The organism is Methylobacter arcticus, from assembly GCF_050917435.1.
Classification (GTDB): Bacteria; Pseudomonadota; Gammaproteobacteria; order Methylococcales; family Methylomonadaceae; genus Methylobacter_A; species Methylobacter_A titanis.
The window spans coordinates 3,211,013-3,231,353 of record NZ_CP159583.1 but is presented as its reverse complement, the minus strand read 5'-3'; the positions used below and the strand labels follow the sequence as shown (position 1 = coordinate 3,231,353).

The following is a 20,341-nucleotide window of genomic DNA, read 5'->3' as shown; positions in this document are numbered from 1 at the left end:
TTTTTACAAAAAATCTGATGGAAATCGTATCGGGTGAGTCAGGTAAGGTGGGCGCGTTGACTCTGTCAAATTACCCGATCAGGCAGGTGATTCCCGGCAAAGAATGCGGCCAGGTTTGCTAGTACTTTTTCACCCATGGCTGTACGCGTTCCTAAGGTGGCGCTGCCCAAATGCGGCAGTAGCGACACATTATCCAGGCTCAGGAAGCCTTCGGGTACATTGGGTTCACCTTCATACACATCAAGACCGGCACCGGCAATCCGCTTATTTTTAAGCGCGGCTATCAGCGCGGCGCTATCAACGACATCGCCTCGGGCGGTGTTGATTAAGTGCGCGGACGGTTTCATCAGGTTAAGCATGTCGGCGTTGATTAAATGCCGGGTGGCATCGCCGCCGGGGCAGTGCAACGAAACGAAGTCGGCCGTTTGCAGCAGGTCTTCTATAGACTCGCAACGGGTGGCGTTAAGGTCGTCGGTGATAGTTTCGTCGGCAGGGCTGGGTTTGAAATAGACGATTTTCATGCCGAAGCCGTGATGGGCTTTTTTGGCCATGGCTTGTGCGATACGACCGAAGCCGATCAAGCCTAAAGTTGCGCCGGTTACATCGCTGCTCAGCATGTGCGTTGGGCACCAACCCTTCCATTGTTTGGCGCGAACCAGGCGATCGCCTTCTGCGCCGCGCCGCGCGGACATTAATAATAAGGTCATCGCAATATCGGCGGTGCTGTGCGTCAACACGCCGGGGGTGTTGGTTACGACTAAACCTTGCGCTTTGGCGGCGTTAATGTCGATATGGTTGTAGCCTACGCCGAAGTTGCCCAGAATTTTGCAACGCTTGTTTTCGACGTTGATCACGTCGGCAGGCAATGAATCGCAAACGGTAGGACAAACGGCATCGTAATTTTGCAGCGCGGATCTGAACTCGTCTGCGCTTAAAGGCCGGTCATCTTCGTTTAAAGTGACATCGTAAAGGGCTTTTAATTTTGCTTCGACTGAGGCAGGCCACTTGCGGGTAACAAAGACTTTGGGTTTGCTCATGGGTTATCTTTCCAATGGCGTAGGTTGGGTTGCGCTTTTTGCAACCCAACATTTGATGCTCCGTGTGTTGGGTTAACGATACCAACAGTAGGCGCTTCAGGCGAAGCGGTTAACCCAGCCTACACAATTACGATATTTACTGTGCTGTTGAACGATAGTATTCAATCGCCGCAGCAACGCCGGAACCTGGCTTGAAATCAAAGCCATTGTCCAGCATCGCCATTTCAACGCCTGCAATAGCGCCCAGCATCGAAACGTCGTTCATGTCGCCGACGTGGCCGATACGGAAAGCTTTGCCGGCAAGCTCGGATAAACCGGCGCCTAAAGAAATGTCGTATTTGCTAAAAGCGGTGCTGATCACGTCTCTGGCATCTTTGTCTTCCGGGACAATAATCGCAGTCACCGTGTCCGACTCGAAACCGGGTTGGGCGCATGTTGTTAATCCCCAGGCGGCAACGGCTTTACGAACGCCTTCGGCCAAGCGGTGATGACGTGCGAAAATATTTTCCAGGCCTTCTTCCTGCAACAAGTCTAACGCTTTGCGCAAGCCGTATAGAATGGGTAGCGCCGGCGTGTAGGGGGTGTAGCCGTCTTTGTTGGTGTTCATCTGGTCTTTTAAGTCCAGGAAGCAACGCGGGTAGGTTGATGTCTCAACGGCTTTTAACGCTTTTTGGCTGAATGCCAAAAATGCACCGCCGGCGGGCATCATAAAGCCTTTTTGTGAGCCGCTGATGGCGCCGTCAACGCCCCATTCGTCCATGCGAAAGTCGAGACTGGCAATAGAGCTAACGCCGTCAACGAATAATAGCGCCGGGTGATTTGCCGCGTTCAGGGCTTTACGAACACCGCCAATGTCGCTGGTTACACCTGTAGCGGTTTCGTTATGCGTCGCCAACACGGCCTTGATTTCGTGGTGGGTGTCTTCCTTTAAACGCGCTTCCATTCTGTCCAAAGGAATGCCTTTGCCCCAGACTTCCTGATGAATTTCGACATCGAAGCCCAAGCGTTTTGCCATTTCAGCCCATAAATGGCTGAATTGTCCAAAGCGATAGATTAAAACCTTGTCGCCCGGATTTAAGGTGTTGGTCAATGCAACTTCCCAGCCTGCGGTGCCTGTAGCAGGAAAAATGAAGGCTTACGCCGTGATTCTTAAAAAATGTTTTGGCAAAGTGGGCCGGATGTGAATAGGCTCTAGTCAGCTGGAAGTTCAAGTCTGTTTCGTCGGCCAAGCCGTGGCAATTGATGCATCCGTGTGACGCTTGCTCGTCCATGATCGCTCTCTGTAAATTAAGTTTCCATCGTTGTATTGGCGAGGAAATTTGGCTGATTGGGTATGTTAAAGCTGGAGTTCGCCAGTCAACGAGAGTTTTCGACCTGTATTCAGAATAAGTTGGCATCACCGTGAGAGTCGTCGGCAGACTTTATCGCTCGATGTCCGTCAAAACCACCACTTCACCAAAATTTGAAAACGCGAATTCTACGGAAAATCAACTTGTTGATGAAAATTTATTGCTTAAACGGGAGGGCTTTCCGTAAGTTCGCGGATGTTTTCGGCAAGACAAAAAATACTGTTTTCAATGTCCATCGTCCAATCGGTAGCATAGCTGATCCTAATGTAATTGGCGTAGCGATTGGAAGATGAGAACAAATACCCTGGTGCCACAACGATCCCCTTTTTCATGAGGCGATATAACAATACTGAGGAATCGACACCATCCGGTAATTCCACCCAAAATACAGCCCCACCTTGCGGTAATTGATAGCTGCATCCGGACGGCAAATACTTTTGCAAGAGATCATGCATTTGAAGCATTTTGGCCTCCAGTAATTTTCGCAAGTTATGAATGTGACTCATCACCTGACCACTCTGTATCAAATTGCCTATCGCCTTTTGGCGGGCGGGGCTTGAGATTTTATGGGTATGAGATAGTAATACCTTGCGTAGCCCGTCACGATCGCCTTTGCAAAGAACCATGCCGAACGAAGCTGGGGGGCCGATTATCTTGTCGAAACTGCTGCATATGACCAACATCTCGGGATCAATGAAGTCACGGTAATACAGCGGTTGCGCCATCCCAAAATACAGATCGCCGTAAATGTCATTCTCGATGACCGGAATTCCTGCCTCAATTAACATGCTCGCGGCTGTGAGCTTTTGTTTAGTTGGAATGACAGTACCGGTTGGAGAATTTATATGCGAGGAAAGAATGGCAAAAGAAATATCTGTACGGCTCAGCAAGTTGCTCAAACACGTCAGATTCAAACCGGAACCTAGCGTTACTGGAAGTTCGACAACATCCAGATTCAGCGTTTCCAATGTCTTGATGATGGCCCAAGAGCACGGCGATTCCACAATTACGGAGCCGCCTCGATTGTAAACCCTTGCAGCAGCTAGAAGTGCAGAATGATAACTATCGGTAATAAACACGTCATCTGGATACCAGGGTTTATCCAAATCGCTGGTATATCTATGGGCCACTGCCGCACGTAGATCACTGTCACCATATAAAATGCCCTGTTTTAGTGGAGAATTGAGAGCGCTGCTAGCCAATCGCAGCTCTTCGCGACGCAGCTCGCGATCAAGTGACAATAAACAGGCTGGTGAATCTATCGTAAGAGGAATTACACCCGGCTTACGCGAGTTTATATATACCGTCTCTAATAAACTACAACCGGACTCGTAATGTAGGTTCTCAGCGGCTTTCGCTATGTAAAAACCAGATCGTGGCATTGAGTGCACGATACCCTGTTTTTCCAATTGGCAGTATGCGCGATGGATGGTTGGTATTGATAGATCAAACTTTTGCGCCATTTGTCTCAAAGAAGGCAGTTTCATGTCTTTACGCAGTTGGTGATTATGAATGAGTGAGCAAATATAGTCGCACACCTTTTGATATTCGAATGCCATCGGGTTACCTATGTAACGGTTAGGTTGTGTCGCAAATATTTATAAGACTGCACCGCACTTATCAGCAGGCAAAGTTACCCTGCTAAAGCCATAAGCTGCTGAAATGCGGGTATGCTTTCATCTGAAAGCAGCCCTGTTCGGATCATGTGCGCAGTTTCGATGGTTGCCTGTGCGGAGTGTGACGCTTTAAACCCCATCATGGGTTGGTGCTTTTTTTAATAAACCGATGGTCTTGTTCAATCTGGTTGTGCAAATATTGGATCGGGCAAAATTCTATAAAGCAAACCGATCCTCCTAGCATTAACAGTATGTTGATATTTTCAATGCCCACATCGTTCGCGCCGTTGTTATTCATAACTATTTTATGGAGAAACCCATTGGCATTGATTGTTTTTACGAAAAAAGCAGTTGCCGTCGCTTCATCACGATGTTCAGACAGCATAACGGATATGTGTAACGGCTTGCAATCGAAATCAGCCGGGCTCGCAATCCTCGCTATTTTCGGCGCACATTAATTGCGACTGACGGTTTATATCGGTAAGCCTGCCCGTAACATTTTGTTGCGCAATTTCGCTGTACGCGTTGGGTCCAATGTGTTGCTGAAAAACATCTTTTATGGCGCTCGGTTTTATAGTATCCAGCCTGATTTAACGGCACGGTTAATCTGAAATGCCCCTATCACTTCAACTCGCATGTTCCTCTCCTGAATTTTTGTGGTGCCGGAAATGGTTTCTAACGCGTGCTAGAACCACGCTACGCATCAGTGTTTCGGCAAGCACATGAACAATAAAAATGCGATTTTCAGCCGGTAGTTTTGTCAGTGGGGTGAACAGCTCATCGGTGATCGCTTTCAGCAAGGCCGGTATTTCTTCACGCAGCTGCGCTTCCAGTTTTTCGATGTGGCCGTGCGACAACGCCTTGTGTTTTGAAGCATTGGCTTTGATTTTGGTGCTATCCAGCGAAATCTGTCTCAGCTTCATTGCCTGAGCCAGCGGCAGAACTTGTACGAACAAGTCCTCCAACTCCATTAAAAAGGTCTTGTGAAAATGAGCCAGAGTGTCGTGGTCGGGATGATGGTTGGCGGCAATGAACCGGAATGCTACCGAATCGTAAGTCGACCTCTCGATCTTGCTGCTGGAGAAGGTACCGCCAGCATAGCCGTAGACCAGCAAGGCCAACATCATGGCAGGATGATAAGCAGCTGAACCACTCCCGGCATAACGGCGCGTCAACTTTGACAAATCGAGCTGATCGATCACCTCGACGATAAACCGCGCCAAGTATCCTTCCGGCAATCATTCATCCACCAACGGCGGGAGCAAATATTGTTGGTCTCAATCAAATTGTATAAAGCAACTTATAAAATCATACCGGCGAAATTGTTGAGTTCAGGGCTATTTTACAACAGGTGAAACTTAAAAGTTGATAAGTCCGACAGGGTCCCTAGCTGCTTAGAGAATCAAGCTAACAGATCTGTACAGTTATTTTGCTGGATTCTGTATATCGTTTGTATAAACGCTCATCCATATACTTAGACCCAGATTGATGCGTTACATGCTTAATAGAAGATGAATATTTTTTTACTAACTTACTTGCAATAGGATGTTTGAATATGAACTGTGAAGTGGCGGATTTTGTAAAAATTGAAAATTCAGAAGTGGATAATATCGATCTGGATGAATTTGTAACACGTCTCAAAAGATCGGATGTGGTAGATATTGCACATATCCGCAATGTAGTGCTGCGCTCGCTACAAAGCTACACGCAGGACGCAGGGTTCTACCAACTCATGCCGATATTGATGTCACCAATCACCGATCCGCTCAATCATGCTGTATATCCGGCAGAAATACAGTACGAAGGACGTCCGTTGAGGTTGACAGCAAGCATGATCTTTCACAAGCAGTTAGCGTTACGTGCAGAAGGATTAGAAAAGATCTTTATCGTTGCCCCGAATATCCGGTTAGAGAAAAGCACCATCAAGAGTTCTGCAAACCACTTGCTGGAGTTTTCCCAATTCGACCTTGAGATAAAAGGCGCCACTATATACGACGTCATGAAGTTTATAAATGGATTAATGACGCACGTCTTCAATCAAGTAAATGCACATGCTGGGGAGCAGTTGAATAAATTGGGTCGGAAGTTGCCGGACTATGCTCTGGAGTTTCCGATCTACAGTTCTGATGAATTACGTGAGAAGTATGGTGATAACTTTGAGCAAATCCTTTCCGAAACAGCTACCACACCTTGTTTTGTGACAAATTTTAAAAGGGAGTTCTATGATCGAGAAAACCCAGACAAACGCAATGAATATAATAACTTTGATTTAATCTATCCGGAAGGCTATGGAGAAGCGCTGTCTGGTGCAGAACGTGAATACGAGCATGAGCAGATCATTTATAGGATGAATGAACTACAAATGGATCTTGATCCTTATCGGAACTATTTGGATGCGGCCAAGCGGGGAGACATTCCGAGTACCGCAGGCGCGGGTATTGGTATAGAGCGTTTATTGCGTTTCATTTGCGGAAAGGCCGAAATAAAGGATATCGGGCTGTTTGATCGTAGCATTGCCACAAGCTTTCTATTCTAACAATGTGTGAGAAAGAGTCATCCATTTGCTTATCTTGGTCGATAAGCTTTAACGACCAAATAATGCGGCCATTTATTTGAGTGAGTAAATTGATTATGCAAACGGCACCACATTTCAAGTGTTTATTAACGACAATAGAATCCGATTCCCATACATGGAATCTTGTCTACTTGCAACGGTTCATTCATGAGCATGGAGGTCTAGCCAAGATTCTTGGATGTTGTGTGTCTCCTGGTGAAACCGTGGATGCTATTAAGGGCTTCCGGCCTGATCTGGTTGTGGTGTCGAGCGTCAATGGTCATGGCTTTCATCAGGGTCGCGAACTAATTGCAAACGCAGTTCAGGCGCTCGGAGCATACCGTCCTGTATTCGTGGTCGGCGGCAAGCTGACAACCGTAGAAGAGGATAACAAGTGGATCAGAGTCGATCTACAGGAAGCTGGTTATGACAGGGTGTTTGTCGGGAAGTCAGCGATTGACGATTTTACTCTCTTCCTGCAAGAGTTCCGGCAACAGGCCGTGGCGTCGGGTTAAGCCATTTTTTCTCGAAGATTGTAGAATCAGATCAACAGAGACATTCTATTACCTCCAAAGGGCTAACATAAATGCTGCAACCAAATTCGAAATTGTCAATAAAAGCGCAACGCCAAGCAATTTTTTGTGAACTAATGGCATATCTAACGCCACAGGATCAGGAAAGCGTGAGGTTGCTGGCTACCAAATTGGTAAACATGTTCGAACACGGCCGAGATATTGGCCGTCGCAGAGTAATGGTCGCCTATGGTGGGGGGAAGGATAGTACTTATACTGTGGGATTCATACGCACCGTGCAATTGTATGTTGAGAACATGCTGGGGCGAACTTTTATCCTGCGTATCGCCACCATGCGGCAGTCTGGAATGCCTTACTCAGTGATGGAAAATATTGAACGCGTCTACCTGCGTCTTGGGCTCATCGATGATATCACTGCGGAATTAATTGTCATCGATCACGACCAAGTATCACAATTTACGCGAGATTTGCCGGTTCCACAGCATCTGCACACGATTAACAGGCTTAATATGCTGATGAACGGTCATCGCACCGCTGGTGATGGACGTCCTACGTTCTGCAATAGTTGCAACTTGAGCGTAGCAAGCTTTTACGGTATTTCTGCCTGGTGGCGTGGTGGCGTGGATGTGGTTGTGACGGGCGATTCGCTCAAAGAGCAGAAGCATTACTTCACATGGATAATGCGGCTTGCACAAAATGCCGGCATGAACATAGAAGAGTACCGGGAGTTGGGATTCCATGGTTTGCTCAAAGTGCTGGACTGTGTATCACAAGCTTATTATAGGGAGTTATTTGGTGCCGACTTAGATGCAGAGGTGCCTTTGCGGCGCGTTCACAGTGGATTCGCGGACATGATACCAACGTTCATTTCGATTTATGAGCATGTCAGTTATCGAGTTAACGACCACTGGAACTTCGTAACTGATTTTTTAGGTTTTCAGTTTGATGAGCTCGCCTTCAGTTTCACCGAATCCGACTGCGCAAACCCGGCCCTGATGGCGCACCTACGTGGCCTAAAAGCTCAGTACGTGCAGGGACGTAGTTATCGCATAGGAATCGAGGAATACCTTGAATTGGCGAAGAGTCTAATGGTTAAGAAAGAAATGCCTGAAAATCTTATTCGGATGGCTATTTCCCGTTACGACAATGAAATAAAGATATGTACCATGCGTCACAAAATTAACGCCTTTGCTGAACAGGCATACGGTGTGAGCGAGCAACAGTTCGTGTGTCTAGTGTTTTCACCATTTGTTGGTCGAGGTCAATCTCTACCATACTTTCTTCAAGTTTATCATCCGGAATATGTTACGCAAGAGGCCAATATACATAGTCTACTGGCCGATGATAAGCAGGTGCCTAACAATCTGTTGCAACTGCAAACCTGGCTTGAGAATATCAGTGGTATGAGTTTACGGGAGATACGTGCCCTTTATCGCAACAGTCTGGTGGATTTTGAAAGTAACGATTCGCTAATTGCCAGGGTTCGCGTCGGCGATCCGCACAAGAAGCGTATCAAAACTGTCGATCCTAGATCCGGCGAAGAAATCACAGAATTAATTTCTGGACGCTAAGATGAATGTGAATAGCTATTTCAGTTCCTTTATCCGGCGCTGTAGAGATGCTGGACTGCTAGTGGTGCAGCCACGAATGGGATTCGGAACCGTCGTAGAGATGCGATCGGGGTTATCCGATGTAGCGAAATTGGATTTCCCTGTTATAGGTACGATTACGCTCGATAGTTACACCAGGGTAGGTGACTATAGGACACCACAAGTGTGTCTTGATAAGGGAGAAAGGCTCAATGGTTATCCCATAGTTACCCATTCAGCGGAAGCTACACGCAATATGTTAGAAGGCCTTTACGGAACCAACTTCCCCGTGCAAGTCAGGCATGGCACAGCGTTACCTCAGACGATTTTTAGGAAACTCGTGGAAATCGGGCTTGATGCGAGCGAAGGCGGCCCCGTGTCGTACTGCCTCCCTTACAGCAATATACCATTATATAAAGCAATAGAGGCGTGGGCCGAAAGTTGCCATATTTTGAGCGACGGCGCCGAGCGTGCTCATATCGAAAGTTTTGGCGGTTGCCTGCTTGGGCAATTATGTCCACCATCTGTTTTAATAGCTGTGGCTGTACTTGAATGTTTGTTTTTCCACCAACATGGTGTGCATAGTGTGTCGATTAGTTACGCCCAGGGTACCTCGCTAATTCAGGATCGTGGGGCAATTGCCGCATTAAGGGAACTAGCAGGACAATATCTCAGTGGATTGGATTGGCATGTGGTGTTATATACATACATGGGAGTTTTTCCCTCATCATTCGAAGGTGCTACCGCGTTAATCCGGGATAGTGCACAGCTGGGAAAGGAAACTGGTTGTGAGCGTATTATTGTGAAGACCATCCAGGAAGCGCGGCAAATTCCTAGCGTGGATGACAACTTATATTCACTTCAACTGTCATCGAAGACTGCTAATGATATTCACTCTATGAAGATGCTTTCACAGCAGGAAGTAGCTTATCGAGATGAGATATACCTAGAAGCCAAAATATTGCTCGACGAAATTCTGAGTCTTGATGTCGATGTTGGTCAATGTCTATTGAAGGCATTCAATAGTGGACTACTTGATATTCCATATTGTTTACATGCGGATAACGCAGGCCGCACGTCCTCGTATATCGATACAAATGGTGCGTTACGCTGGGCTAGAAGCGGATCAGTACCTATACCATCCAATCTACGATATTTGTGTTGCAGGCAGAATGATGTTTCGTCTTCAGAGTTACTTAATATGTTGAATTACGTAGCCAATAAATATGATTGCGTAACTTGTTGATTATATTTGCATCTATCGTATTTTCAGGATTGGGGTAGTGATGTGCTTATGTAGGTTATTTCGAGATTCAGTAAGGTCCTGAGCATAAAAACTTATCGCGTACTTTAGGGCACCTAGAAATACTGCCTAATTGACAGGGAACGGGACGGACAATGTCCTACGGGCTATTCAACCGCCAGCCAGGCCGCATCACGTTCGACATCGCCTTCACGGTGCTGATCGAAAGTAGCTGGAACTCCAACTGCTCGTTGCTGAGGTTATAGAGTTGCCGAATGAGTAGTGCGCACTATGATTTTGGTGAGAAACATCAGCTGGACAGCAAAGTCGATGTGCTTCTCCAGCAGTTGCAACACCTCGCCCAACCGGTTTAGTTTGGTTTCGCGTTACTCGGGCAAACAGGTTTTCTTTGATCATGGCGAGTCAGAAATGGCTGTATGGCGGTGTCATTATCTCATAGGATGGGGTTTTTCGAGGAGCCCTTTAGTCATAGTCGTCAATAACCGGAAACAAAACCAAATGATTTCACTACGTGACCTTTTTCTTGCCTTATCAGTTGTGATTGTTTGGGGGGTTAATTTCACCGTAATTAAGTTGGGGCTGGAAGGGATGCCGCCCATGCTTTTGGGGTGTTTTCGCTTCTTGCTCGCTGCTTTTCCGGCTGTCCTTTTCATCTCACCCCCGGCAGTTTCATTCCGATGGATCGCAGCATATGGACTGACTGCAGGAGTTGGTCAATTCGGACTTCTCTTTTACGCAATTGAGCTAGGGATGCCAGCGGGACTCGCATCGGTAGTGCTCCAATCGCAGGCATTGTTTACTCTGGTATTTGCAAGTTTATTTCTGCGTGAACGTTGGTATATGACCCAAGTGCTGGGACTTATTATAGCCGGCGGTGGACTTATAGTAATTGGCAATTCGCATATTGAGCCAACACTGTACAAGGCATTCAGTGAAATTCCTCTTGTTGGACTTATATTGACGTTATGCGCAGCCGCTTTTTGGGGGGTATCAAATATTTTAGTGAGGAGTGCTTGGCGGGAGGCAGTTGCTCGTGACAGTCAATTCAGCATGTTCAGATTCGTAGTATGGTCAAGTCTTGTGCCGCCGATTCCATTTCTCCTTCTTTCATTAGGATTAGATGGCCGTGAAACGGTTATAGCATCCCTGCAAAATTTCAACATTTTGTCTTTTGCTGCAATCGCTTATCTTGCCTTTGGCGCGACATTGTTCGGATTCGGCGTATGGAGCGGATTACTTTCTCGTTATCCTGCTGGACATATTGCGCCTTTTTCATTACTTGTGCCGATCTTCGGGTTACTTACGGCATCTCTGGTGCTGGGCGAGCAACTGAATGAGCGGCAATGGCAGGGATGTGCGTTGGTCATGATGGGATTGCTGATCATAATCTTTGGTAATCGAATATTTGCGTTCCGTCGCAAACTGGCAAAAACCGAAGATATTTAAATTTAAGCAGCATTGGACGGTTATATCGCAAAGTTTTCCAAATTCAGAGGCAAATTCTCAACCGCTGCGAGACAGGAGTCGAGTAGTCCCCAGAAGCGATAATGCATGTGTTTTCACGAAGCGTTTTTTTGCGTAGTGAAAATGCAGGCTTTCCGAAATCGCGTCGAGTCATTGCGAGAAGGATGTTGGACACCCCTTGCTGGGTATCCAACGAATGAAGCAGGACGGCTGGGGCAGCCAAAGGCATTAGCGGTCGCGTGTTTTTTGCCGCTTGTTGGGCAGGGATGCCCATAAAAGCTTTCGCAAAAATAGCGACTCCCCGGTTTTTTCGTAAAAACAATCAATGCCAATGGTTTTCTTCCTTCATAAATATCGTTACGGATAACAGTGGTGCGGGTATTGAAAGCATCAACATGCTGGTGATGTCAGCAGCAGGCTCAGCTAGCTTTATAGAAACTTGCCCGATTCAATATTTGCACAACCTGATTGAATAAGGCCATCGGTTTATTAAAAAAATCACCAACCCATAATGAGATTTAAAACTCCGCACATGATTCGAACAGAGCTGCTTTCAGATGGAAGCATACCGGCATTTCAGCAGCTTATAACCTTAGCCGGGTCACTTTACCTGCTGATAAGTGCGGTTTGTAGCCTTATAAATATTTGCGGCACAGCCTGTTTGGACAAGCCCGATATTTTCAAAGATCATTAATGAGATTGTTGCATGAGCCCAAAATATTATATTTTTGATGCCGATGGAGTGCTAATCGATTCGCTTTCGACAGCATGTCGAATGTTTAACTTAATCGCGGATGAGTACTTTCCTTGCTTACCAAAAGTCGTAAATCAGGAGGATATGGCGTTAGCTTATCCAGGACTTTTCAGAACTTCTTTTAAAAGATTTGGCTTGGATGAACAAGACGTTATCAAATTTTTTGATTTGCACACCGAACAAATGAGTAAGCATGTTGATGAATTGATACCGTTTGAACTCGTGCTTAGAGCTATCAGCGAATCTGTGGCAGGACGTTGTGCAATTGTCACTTCATCATGCAGTGAAACTGTGCGGGCAGTGCTGTCCAAAAGTACTTTTTATAATGATGACATGTTTACCGATATTCTCGGTAGAGAATATCGACAAACCAAAACGGCGAAGATTTCGAATCTACTTAAAAATGTGGGAATTGATGCATCAGAAGCTATTTATTTTGGCGATATGGTTTCGGATATTTTGTATTGCAGGGGAGTCCCAATCCGTATTGCGGCTGTAGGCTATGGATATCAACCAATGGATTATCTTTCAGCTTTTGATCCAGATCACATACTACCATCACAACAAAGCCTCGCTTCTTTCTTGAAGGGGTTCTAAGCCCAACCCCTAGGGATTTTTAAGCCATTTTAAACCAATGTGTTAATGAAATATTGTGTTAGGCGTCAGGCGATAATATTGACGAAGTTCAAGTGACAATTGGTCAATACATAGCATCAGCGATTTTCCATTTATTGAAATAAATAAACATTGGCAACCTATGGTTTTGGCGCATACCAGATACTGGAGAAACCGAACGGTAATTAAAGAAATTATCTCTCTGACTGACGATAATCGTTAAGCGTTTTCGTTACACAAAAGATTGTTCAGCCCGGATGCGTTGCGAAATAAAGTGCATTCGGGCTTGTTTGTAGTTGTAGTCAGGGTTTATCAGGCAACCCGATCAGGAAGATGATTCCCGGCAAAGAATGCGGCCAGGTTTGCTAGTACTTTTTCACCCATGGCTGTACGCGTTCCTAAGGTGGCGCTGCCCAAATGCGGCAGTAGCGACACATTATCCAGGCTCAGGAAGCCTTCGGGTACATTGGGTTCACCTTCATACACATCAAGACCGGCACCGGCAATCCGCTTATTTTTAAGCGCGGCTATCAGCGCGGCGCTATCAACGACATCGCCTCGGGCGGTGTTGATTAAGTGCGCGGACGGTTTCATCAGGTTAAGCATGTCGGCGTTGATTAAATGCCGGGTGGCATCGCCGCCGGGGCAGTGCAACGAAACGAAGTCGGCCGTTTGCAGCAGGTCTTCTATAGACTCGCAACGGGTGGCGTTAAGGTCGTCGGTGATAGTTTCGTCGGCAGGGCTGGGTTTGAAATAGACGATTTTCATGCCGAAGCCGTGATGGGCTTTTTTGGCCATGGCTTGTGCGATACGACCGAAGCCGATCAAGCCTAAAGTTGCGCCGGTTACATCGCTGCTCAGCATGTGCGTTGGGCACCAACCCTTCCATTGTTTGGCGCGAACCAGGCGATCGCCTTCTGCGCCGCGCCGCGCGGACATTAATAATAAGGTCATCGCAATATCGGCGGTGCTGTGCGTCAACACGCCGGGGGTGTTGGTTACGACTAAACCTTGCGCTTTGGCGGCGTTAATGTCGATATGGTTGTAGCCTACGCCGAAGTTGCCCAGAATTTTGCAACGCTTGTTTTCGACGTTGATCACGTCGGCAGGCAATGAATCGCAAACGGTAGGACAAACGGCATCGTAATTTTGCAGCGCGGATCTGAACTCGTCTGCGCTTAAAGGCCGGTCATCTTCGTTTAAAGTGACATCGTAAAGGGCTTTTAATTTTGCTTCGACTGAGGCAGGCCACTTGCGGGTAACAAAGACTTTGGGTTTGCTCATGGGTTATCTTTCCAATGGCGTAGGTTGGGTTGCGCTTTTTGCAACCCAACATTTGATGCTCCGTGTGTTGGGTTAACGATACCAACAGTAGGCGCTTCAGGCGAAGCGGTTAACCCAGCCTACACAATTACGATATTTACTGTGCTGTTGAACGATAGTATTCAATCGCCGCAGCAACGCCGGAACCTGGCTTGAAATCAAAGCCATTGTCCAGCATCGCCATTTCAACGCCTGCAATAGCGCCCAGCATCGAAACGTCGTTCATGTCGCCGACGTGGCCGATACGGAAAGCTTTGCCGGCAAGCTCGGATAAACCGGCGCCTAAAGAAATGTCGTATTTGCTAAAAGCGGTGCTGATCACGTCTCTGGCATCTTTGTCTTCCGGGACAATAATCGCAGTCACCGTGTCCGACTCGAAACCGGGTTGGGCGCATGTTGTTAATCCCCAGGCGGCAACGGCTTTACGAACGCCTTCGGCCAAGCGGTGATGACGTGCGAAAATATTTTCCAGGCCTTCTTCCTGCAACAAGTCTAACGCTTTGCGCAAGCCGTATAGAATGGGTAGCGCCGGCGTGTAGGGGGTGTAGCCGTCTTTGTTGGTGTTCATCTGGTCTTTTAAGTCCAGGAAGCAACGCGGGTAGGTTGATGTCTCAACGGCTTTTAACGCTTTTTGGCTGAATGCCAAAAATGCACCGCCGGCGGGCATCATAAAGCCTTTTTGTGAGCCGCTGATGGCGCCGTCAACGCCCCATTCGTCCATGCGAAAGTCGAGACTGGCAATAGAGCTAACGCCGTCAACGAATAATAGCGCCGGGTGATTTGCCGCGTTCAGGGCTTTACGAACACCGCCAATGTCGCTGGTAACGCCAGTGGCGGTTTCGTTATGCGTCGCCAAAACGGCCTTGATTTCGTGGTGGGTGTCTTCCTTTAAACGCGCTTCCATTCTGTCCAAAGGAATGCCTTTGCCCCAGACTTCCTGATGAATTTCGACATCGAAGCCCAAGCGTTTTGCCATTTCAGCCCATAAATGGCTGAATTGTCCAAAGCGATAGATTAAAACCTTGTCGCCCGGATTTAAGGTGTTGGTCAATGCAACTTCCCAGCCAGCAGTACCTGTAGCAGGAAAAATGAAGGCTTGCCCGGTTTCGGTTTTAAAGACTTTTTTCAGGTCTTGTAAAAGAGGCGTCAACAGTTTAGGAAACACGGGAGACCGATGGTCTTCCATGTTGATATGCATAGCATTCAGGATTTCATTCGGCACATTGGTAGGGCCTGGAATATATAGGTGGTTACGACCAGCCATTGAATTGCCTCTTTAATATAGTAGTTGAGTGATTAACACAGCTTGGAATTTTGAAAAAGCCAAAGTCCAAAAACCAACAATAATGACATAGCCGCTAAAAATCGGCAAGGTTAGATTAGGGCTTGAGCCGTTAAACACGCTATAAAAATTGACTTTGATACCCCTAGAAGTAAAATGTGCGGTTAATTTATGTTCGTCTTAAGCCTTGTAGCTTGGGTTAGGCGGTAGCCTTAACCCAACATGATTAATGCGAAAAATGTTGGGTTGCGCTATTGCTAACTCAACCTGCGACTTGATTTACACCCATGACATTAGGAAAATACCAATGAGCCACACCTTATATGCAGCGTCAATTCAACGAGTTCAGCGCTGTGAATTAGCCGTTCCGGGTTCTAGCCCTGAAATGTTTGAAAAAGCGATGAAAAGTGGCGCTGATTTTATTTTTCTGGATCTTGAGGATGCCGTAGCGCCTGACGACAAGTTACAAGCCAGAAAAAACATTATTGAAGCGATTAATGATCTGGACTGGAAGGGACATGGCGTCACTATTTCGGTGCGTATCAATGGCCTGGACACTCAGTACATGGTCCGTGATGTGGTGGATCTGGTCGAGCAGTGCGGTGCAAAGCTGGACACGGTTTTGATTCCTAAGGTAGGCGTTTATGCCGATGTTTACATGGTTGAAGCGATGCTTAATCAATTGGAAATGCAGCAGGGACTGAAAAACAAAATCGGCGTTGAAGCCTTGATTGAGACCGCGCTGGGCATGGCAAACGTTGAAGATATTGCCCGCAATGGCGCATTAGGTCGTCTTGAAGCTTTGCATTTCGGTGTAGCAGATTACGCCGCCAGCAATCGGGCCAGAACCACCAACATCGGCGGTTTAAACCCCGATTATCCCGGCGATCAATGGCATTTTGCAATCAGCCGGATGACGGTTGCCTGTCGGGCCTATGGCTTGCGTCCTATCGACGGCCCTTTTGGCGATATTAAAGATCCCGAAGGCTATAAAACGGCCGGAAGACGTGCGGCGGCTTTAGGTTGTGAAGGCAAGTGGGCGATCCATCCGTCGCAAGTCGAATTGGCCAATGAAATATTTACTCCGCCTGCGGCCGAAGTTGACAAGGCCAAGCGTATACTGGTCGCCTTGAAAGAAGCGGCCGCTCAAGGTAAAGGCGCAGCAGCATTAGATGGTCGATTAATCGATGCCGCATCGGAAAAAATGGCCAATAACGTGGTCAGAGCCGCTGAAGCTATCGCAGCAAAAAAATAATAGTCTTAATTAGGTTGGGTTACGGTTTTTTCGTACCCCGACTTATGGCGGTCAGAAATCTTGGGTTGAGAAAAGCATCAACCCAACCTACCTAACACATAAGCAGGAGATGCTGTGGATATTCATGAGTATCAGGCGAAAGAAATTTTAAGCGGTTACGGCGTTAAAATCGCCGAAGGCGGTATGGCTTACAGCCCGGAAGAAGCCGTGCAACGCGCCAGAGATATTGGCGGACACATTTGGGCGGTCAAGGCGCAGGTTCATTCCGGTGCGCGCGGTAAAGCGGGCGGCATTAAAATCTGCAAGACTCATGACGAGGTTGAAGCGGCGGCAGAAGCCTTGTTAGGCAAAAGACTGGTCACTCATCAAACCGGTCCGGCCGGTAAGGTGTGCGGCCGGTTGTATATCGAGGCCGGAACCGATATTGTCAAAGAGCTGTATTTTTGTTTTCTGGTTGACCGCAGTTTCGAGCGTATTGTGATGGTCGGTTCCGCTCAAGGCGGTATGGAGATCGAGGAACTGGCCAAAAACAATCCCGAGGCAATTACCAAAATTTATATCGAACCTGCGGTGGGTCTGCGCGACTTCCAGGCGCGCGAAATGGCTTTTGCGCTGGGCCTGGAGCCTGAATTGATGAGTCATGCGGTTAAAACCATCAAGGGCTGTTATCGCGCCCTGCGCGATCTTGATGTCAGCATGTTGGAAATTAATCCGCTGGTGGTTACGCGTAGCGGTGAATTGATCGCGCTGGACGCCAAGATGGGCTTTGATGACAATGCTTTGTTCCGTCAACAGAAAATTTCCGAATTGCGCGATAAAACCCAGGAAGATCCTCGGGAAATGGCGGCTGCCGATCGCGGCTTAAGTTATGTCGGTCTGGATGGCGACATCGGCTGCATGATTAACGGTGCCGGTTTGGCGATGGCGACCATGGATATGATTAAGCTGGCCGGTGGCGAACCTGCCAACTTCCTCGACGTAGGCGGCGGCGCATCGGCCGAACGCACCGAAAAAGCTTTTCGCTTAGTATTGGCCGATAAGAACGTAAAAGCCATGCTGGTGAATATTTTTGCCGGTATCAACCGTTGCGACTGGATTGCCGAAGGCGTGGTTGAAGCGGTCAGGAAAATCGACATGAAAATACCGTTGATCGTCAGGTTATCCGGTACCAACGTTGAAGAGGGTCGCCGGATTATTGCCGAGAGTGGCCTGCCTATTATTACCGCAGAAACCTTGGCCGAAGCGGCTGAAAAAGCGGTGCAAGCGCGCAATGAAGCGGTTGCACACGAAGAGGCGACCGGCCAGTCGCCCCTACAGGGAGCATAACATGGCTATTTTAATTGACGAAACAACACGCATTATTGTTCAAGGCTTTACCGGTAAAATCGGCAGCTTCCATGCTCAGGACATGATTAACTACGGTTCTAATGTCGTTGGCGGCATTACCCCCGGTAAAGGCGGTCAAACCCATTTAGGCTTGCCGGTTTTTAATACCGTCAAGGAAGCTGTGCAACAGGTGGGCGCCGAAGCCAGCATTATTTTTGTGCCGCCTGCCTTTGCCGCCGATTCGATCATGGAAGCCGCCGATGCGGGCATTAAATATTGCGTGGCGATTACCGATGGTATTCCTACTCAGGACATGATGACGGTTAAAAACTTTCTGCGTCGTTTGCCGATGGAGCAAAGAATGATCCTGACCGGCCCCAACTGCGCCGGTACTATCAGTCCGGGGCGAGCCATGCTGGGCATTATGCCGGGACATATATACATGAAAGGCAATGTCGGTATTGTCGGCCGTTCAGGCACCTTAGGTTATGAAGCCGCCGATCAGATGAAACGTTTGGGTATCGGTATTTCAACTTCAGTCGGTATCGGCGGCGATCCTATTAACGGCAGTTCGCATCGTGATATTCTGGAAAAATTTGAAGCCGATCCTGAAACTAAAGTCATTCTTATGATTGGCGAAATCGGCGGTCCTCAGGAAGTCGAAGCCGGCATATTTGCCAAAGCTCACATGACTAAGCCGGTCGTCGCTTATATTGCTGGGTTAACTGCACCGGAAGGTCGGCGCATGGGTCATGCCGGTGCGATTATTTCATCTGCTGGTGAAAGCGCCGCAGAAAAAGTAGCTATACTGAAAGAGTTGGGAGTCACCATCTGCCCAACACCGGCGGCCATGGGCGAAACGGTAGCGGCAGTGTTGGCCCGGTTGTAAGGGAAAGATACCAAAAGGCGAAAGGCAAAGGGGGGAGTTTCTTCACCTTTTGTCTTTCGCCCTTTGCCTGCTTTTATTTTTTAATACCCACAAGGCATAAATGAAAATACTTATTCTTGGAGCCGGTGTGACCGGTTCATCGGTTGCCGGGGCGCTGGCAAGCGAGGAGAACGATATTGTCGTCGTTGATTTCAGGACGGAGTTGCTCGATGCGTTAAAAGAGCGTTTCGATATTGCCACGGTTGCCGGTAACGCAGCGCATCCGAAAGTGCTCGAACAGGCCGGAGCCCGGACTGCCGATATGATTATCGCGGTTACCGACAGCGACGAGACCAATATGCTGGCGTGTGTGATCATCAATGCGCTTTACAGTCGACCGAAAACGATTGCCCGGGTGCGTGCTGTCGATTATCTGAAAAATCCGCAATTATTCGGCCCGAACGGTATTCCGGTGGATATTGTCATCAGTCCGGAACAAATCGTTATGGAGGCTATCCGCAATTTAATCGAGTTTCCCGGTGTTCAGCATATTTCCGATTTTGCCGATGGCCTGGTGCGACTATTTTCGGTCAAGGTGGTGGCGGACGGCATTTTAACCGGCAAAGAAATTAAAACCCTGAAAGAACGCCTGGTCGGCGGTAAAATTCGCGTGGCGGCTATTTTTCGGCAAGGGATTCCGATGGTAGTAAACGGTGAGGCCGTTATTGAAACCGGTGATGAAGTATTTTTTGTGGCGCCTCGTGAAGAGGTGTGTCGAGTATTGAAGGAGCTGAACAAGCTGGAGGCTCCGTTAAAGCGAATTATCATTGCCGGTGGCGGTCATGTCGGCAAGCGTCTGGCGCTGGCGTTGGAAAAAGACCACCAAGTAAAAATCATCGAAAAAGATCCCAGACGTGCTCACAAGATAGCCAATGATCTTGATCATGCCGTGGTGCTTTTGGGCGATTGCGCCGATGAAGCGATGTTGCTTGATGAGTCTATCGATAGTACCGATTTGTTTTGTGCGATTACTGAAAATGACGGCGTTAATATCGTTTCCGCCTCTTTGGCAAAAAGCTTGGGGGCGCGTAAAGCCATCTGTTTGCTCAATCATGTTTCGTACAGCAAGCTATTGCTTGGAACAGGGATTGATGTAGCCGTGTTGCCCAATCAGGAAACGCTGGGCAGTATTCTAAAGCACGTACGTCGCGGTGATGTGGCGCAAGTAAGCTCCCTTTGCGGCGGCACCGCCGAGGCAATCGAGGCTATTGCCCATCAAAGTGTCGATCTGAATTCAGTTGTCGGGCGCAGGGTGGATGAGATCAGTTTTCCCGAAGGCATAGTGATGGGGGCGTTGATACGTAACAAGCAGGTTATTTGCATACACTGTGACACGGTGTTTGAAGAGGGCGATCATGTAGTGATGTTTGTGATGGATAAAAAATTGGTCGTTAATATCGAGAAAAAATTCCAGCCTCTTTAAGTAAGGGCAGGCGAAAGGCCAAAAACCTT

General features: G+C 47.7%; 15 protein-coding genes and 2 pseudogenes. 11 read left to right on the top strand and 6 right to left on the bottom strand.

The annotated features are described in order from the left end of the window. Positions 1-65: 65 nt before the first annotated feature. The 4 genes and pseudogenes from ABXJ76_RS15345 to ABXJ76_RS15330 form a co-directional block, all read right to left on the bottom strand. Positions 66-1,037, bottom strand: coding sequence for a 2-hydroxyacid dehydrogenase (locus ABXJ76_RS15345; RefSeq protein WP_432741673.1), 972 nt, complete (start codon positions 1,035-1,037; stop codon positions 66-68). Positions 1,038-1,173: 136 nt separating this feature from the next. Then, positions 1,174-2,169 (bottom strand): annotated as a pseudogene (locus tag ABXJ76_RS15340) (aminotransferase class V-fold PLP-dependent enzyme); the annotation flags it as partial. Between the two features lie 381 nt (positions 2,170-2,550). Next, the gene (locus ABXJ76_RS15335; protein ID WP_432741671.1) at positions 2,551-3,945 is read right to left on the bottom strand and encodes a PLP-dependent aminotransferase family protein; all 1,395 of its coding nucleotides are present in this window, start codon (positions 3,943-3,945) and stop codon (positions 2,551-2,553) included. A gap of 851 nt (positions 3,946-4,796) precedes the next feature. Beyond that, positions 4,797-5,267 (bottom strand): annotated as a pseudogene (locus tag ABXJ76_RS15330) (transposase); the annotation flags it as partial. A 290-nt stretch (positions 5,268-5,557) separates the two neighbouring features. Here ABXJ76_RS15330 and ABXJ76_RS15325 point away from each other — a divergent pair. The 7 genes from ABXJ76_RS15325 to ABXJ76_RS15295 all read left to right on the top strand — a co-directional run bounded on the left by ABXJ76_RS15325 (position 5,558) and on the right by ABXJ76_RS15295 (position 12,757). Further along, positions 5,558-6,538: an asparagine synthetase A gene (locus tag ABXJ76_RS15325; RefSeq protein WP_340124099.1), complete on the top strand. Its 981-nt coding sequence runs from the start codon at positions 5,558-5,560 to the stop codon at positions 6,536-6,538. Between the two features lie 95 nt (positions 6,539-6,633). Next, positions 6,634-7,071, top strand: a complete 438-nt coding sequence (locus tag ABXJ76_RS15320; protein WP_432746544.1) for a cobalamin B12-binding domain-containing protein — start codon at positions 6,634-6,636, stop codon at positions 7,069-7,071. Between the two features lie 71 nt (positions 7,072-7,142). Next, complete coding sequence (locus ABXJ76_RS15315; RefSeq protein WP_432741669.1) at positions 7,143-8,660, top strand: hypothetical protein; 1,518 nt, start codon at positions 7,143-7,145, stop codon at positions 8,658-8,660. 1 nt (position 8,661) lies between these two features. Continuing rightward, positions 8,662-9,924 (top strand): hypothetical protein, encoded by a 1,263-nt coding sequence (locus ABXJ76_RS15310; protein ID WP_432741667.1) that lies wholly within the window; start codon positions 8,662-8,664, stop codon positions 9,922-9,924. Positions 9,925-10,440: 516 nt separating this feature from the next. Then, positions 10,441-11,388 carry an EamA family transporter gene (locus tag ABXJ76_RS15305; protein WP_432741665.1) on the top strand — a complete coding sequence of 316 codons (948 nt, stop codon included), beginning with the start codon at positions 10,441-10,443 and terminating at the stop codon, positions 11,386-11,388. 257 nt (positions 11,389-11,645) lie between these two features. Then, the gene (locus tag ABXJ76_RS15300; protein ID WP_432741663.1) at positions 11,646-11,882 is read left to right on the top strand and encodes a hypothetical protein; all 237 of its coding nucleotides are present in this window, start codon (positions 11,646-11,648) and stop codon (positions 11,880-11,882) included. A 230-nt stretch (positions 11,883-12,112) separates the two neighbouring features. Next, on the top strand, positions 12,113-12,757 hold the full coding sequence (locus ABXJ76_RS15295; protein WP_432741661.1) for an HAD family hydrolase: 645 nt from the start codon (positions 12,113-12,115) through the stop codon (positions 12,755-12,757). A gap of 330 nt (positions 12,758-13,087) precedes the next feature. Here the strand turns inward: ABXJ76_RS15295 and ABXJ76_RS15290 are convergent, their stop codons facing one another. Further along, positions 13,088-14,059, bottom strand: a complete 972-nt coding sequence (locus tag ABXJ76_RS15290) for a 2-hydroxyacid dehydrogenase (RefSeq protein WP_432741659.1) — start codon at positions 14,057-14,059, stop codon at positions 13,088-13,090. Positions 14,060-14,195: 136 nt separating this feature from the next. Next, positions 14,196-15,362, bottom strand: coding sequence for an aminotransferase class V-fold PLP-dependent enzyme (locus tag ABXJ76_RS15285; RefSeq protein ID WP_432741657.1), 1,167 nt, complete (start codon positions 15,360-15,362; stop codon positions 14,196-14,198). Positions 15,363-15,687: 325 nt separating this feature from the next. Here ABXJ76_RS15285 and ABXJ76_RS15280 point away from each other — a divergent pair, with 325 nt between their 5' ends. From ABXJ76_RS15280 to trkA, 4 genes are all read left to right on the top strand, one after another. Next, positions 15,688-16,635: an HpcH/HpaI aldolase/citrate lyase family protein gene (locus tag ABXJ76_RS15280; RefSeq protein ID WP_432741655.1), complete on the top strand. Its 948-nt coding sequence runs from the start codon at positions 15,688-15,690 to the stop codon at positions 16,633-16,635. Between the two features lie 114 nt (positions 16,636-16,749). Then, complete coding sequence (locus tag ABXJ76_RS15275) at positions 16,750-17,961, top strand: malate--CoA ligase subunit beta (protein ID WP_432741652.1); 1,212 nt, start codon at positions 16,750-16,752, stop codon at positions 17,959-17,961. Position 17,962: 1 nt separating this feature from the next. Beyond that, positions 17,963-18,850: a succinate--CoA ligase subunit alpha gene (gene sucD / locus ABXJ76_RS15270; RefSeq protein WP_432741650.1), complete on the top strand. Its 888-nt coding sequence runs from the start codon at positions 17,963-17,965 to the stop codon at positions 18,848-18,850. Positions 18,851-18,950: 100 nt separating this feature from the next. Further along, entirely contained in the window at positions 18,951-20,312 is a 1,362-nt protein-coding gene (trkA, locus tag ABXJ76_RS15265) for a Trk system potassium transporter TrkA (protein WP_432741647.1), read from the top strand. The last annotated feature ends 29 nt before the right edge of the window (positions 20,313-20,341 follow it).